The organism is Psychrobacillus sp. FJAT-21963 (genome assembly GCF_001420585.1).
GTDB lineage: Bacteria > Bacillota > Bacilli > Bacillales_A > Planococcaceae > Psychrobacillus.
This window is the reverse complement of sequence record NZ_LJIY01000033.1, coordinates 1-1983: the sequence shown is the minus strand read 5'-3', so window position 1 is coordinate 1983 and position 1983 is coordinate 1. Positions and strand designations below refer to the sequence as shown.

2 protein-coding genes are annotated in these 1983 nt (G+C 30.6%); one reads left to right on the top strand and one right to left on the bottom strand.

Annotation, left to right across the window (positions count from 1 at the left end; genetic code table 11):
• Window positions 1-84 precede the first annotated feature (84 nt).
• The gene (locus AN959_RS20400; RefSeq protein ID WP_056833474.1) at window positions 85-957 is read left to right on the top strand and encodes a YitT family protein; all 873 of its coding nucleotides are present in this window, start codon (window positions 85-87) and stop codon (window positions 955-957) included.
• 170 nt (window positions 958-1127) lie between these two features.
• Here the strand turns inward: AN959_RS20400 and AN959_RS20395 are convergent, their stop codons facing one another.
• The gene (locus tag AN959_RS20395) at window positions 1128-1550 is read right to left on the bottom strand and encodes a hypothetical protein (protein WP_056833471.1); all 423 of its coding nucleotides are present in this window, start codon (window positions 1548-1550) and stop codon (window positions 1128-1130) included.
• Between the last annotated feature and the right edge of the window lie 433 nt (window positions 1551-1983).

The following is a 1983-nucleotide window of genomic DNA, read 5'->3' as shown; positions in this document are numbered from 1 at the left end:
ATAGGTTGAAAAAGGTTTTATTAAAAATACATAAATCTTTTGAATATGTATCAATCAAATAACAAATTAAACGGGGAAATTAAAATGAGAACTAACAAAAAGCAAAAGTCCAATTTAAGTAAAATGGTATTTAAAGCAATAATGGTTATTATTGGGGGTTTTATAGCTGCATATGGATTAGAAGCAGTATTAATCCCAAATAATGTATCGGATGGTGGGGTAACGGGACTAAGCATTGTTGGATCTCAATTATTCGGAATACCCTTAGGAATTCTAATTGCACTATTGAATATTCCATTCATTTTTTTAGGATATAAACAAATTGGTAAAAGCTTTGCAATATTTTCAGTGATCGGAATAGCTTCACTAGCAGTCGGTACTAGTCTCATGCACCATGTGCAAACAATTATTCATGGGGATACATTGTTAGTAACGGTAGTTGGAGGTATTATTATTGGTTTTGGAATGGGGTTAGCATTACGTAATGGCGGGGCATTAGATGGCATAGATATGTTGGCAGTACTACTATCTCGAAAATTACCTTTTGGTACAAGTGATCTTATACTATTCTTAAACACGTTTGTCTTTATTGTAGTTTCAACAGTTTTTGGTCTACAAGGGGCTATCTTATCGGCAATAGCTTATTTTATTGCTTCAAAAGTAATTCATATCGTAGAAGTAGGTTTGAGCGGTTCAAAAACTTTTAAAATCATCACTAATCAACCCGAATTAATGGTAGAGACAATTCGAGACCGTTTAGGTCGTGGAGCAACGTTTAATATTGTGCAAGGCGGATATTCAAATGAACAATTCAAAGAAATAACATGTGTGATAAATCGTCTAGAAGAAAGTAAAATGAAAGAAATCATTAGTGATATTGACGTGAATGCTTTTGTCACAGTTTATGAAGTGGCAGAGGTTAAGGGTGGTAACTTCAAAAAGAATGATATTCATTGAATATATAAAAAAGCTATACTTCATTATGAAGTATAGCTTTTTTATAATACAAGATACAGAAAATTAGATGAATAAAAACAGGGAAATGAATATATCCAATTATTCAAATCCTTCTTGGATTAATAGCACTAATCTCTTAAAAAGAGTACTATTTCATATAAAATTGAACTTTATTCTTCTGAATACTCTTGGGTATAATACTCCATACCTTCCTCATCCACAATAATACGTTCACCAATTTTTTGAAATTCCAATGATACCCCATCGTCAGCAGAAATATAATACTTGTCATCTTTTGTCGAGATGTTCACATTTTTAAAATTTTTTAAAAAATGATTACCACTCTTGACCTGTTGGGATTCCAAAATCTTATCTATACTACTTTTCGCTTTTGACTGTGGATCATAATTAGCGCTAATCATTAATTCATCCCCGATAACTACTATTAGCTGACCTCTCCGACTTGTAAAGCCTGAATCTTCAAAATCACTGGCTTTAGCAATAAATTTGGATTCATTTTTTTCTTCCGAGCATGCGACTAATAGAAAGATTAAAGCGATGCAAAAAAATAATAGGGCTATTATCTTCTTCAATATCTTTCCTCCTCTATCTTTTGTATTACAATACGTTATGAGACATTAAAAGTTTCAAATCATTTAATACTCTGTAAATATACAAGCATTTAAATGTAAAAAGTTATTTTTCTCAATTGTCACGATTGTTTAACTACAGCTACTTCAATCTTTCATATGTTTTGATTCGAATGGAAAATTTTATAATATAAGAAACTTATATTTGTTTAAGCTGTATTAAAGAAAAGAGCCAGAAAAGTTTAACAAACATTTAAATTTTCGTGAATTCTAAATGAAAGGAGTTCGAAGTTTAGGTGTCATAATAAATATCCAAATGCTGTTCGACTAAATGGTAGGTTTAATTAACATTGAATTCTGAAAAAGAACATTAAGGATTTAAATCGTATGATGGGAGTTAAACGGTTGAAAATTATGGGAATTAAGAAAACATTAT

What these genes read in the sequence shown, in the direction of transcription:
- AN959_RS20400 (WP_056833474.1), top strand. Translation starts at nt 85, where the DNA reads ATGAGAACTAACAAAAAGCAAAAGTCCAATTTAAGTAAAATGGTATTT.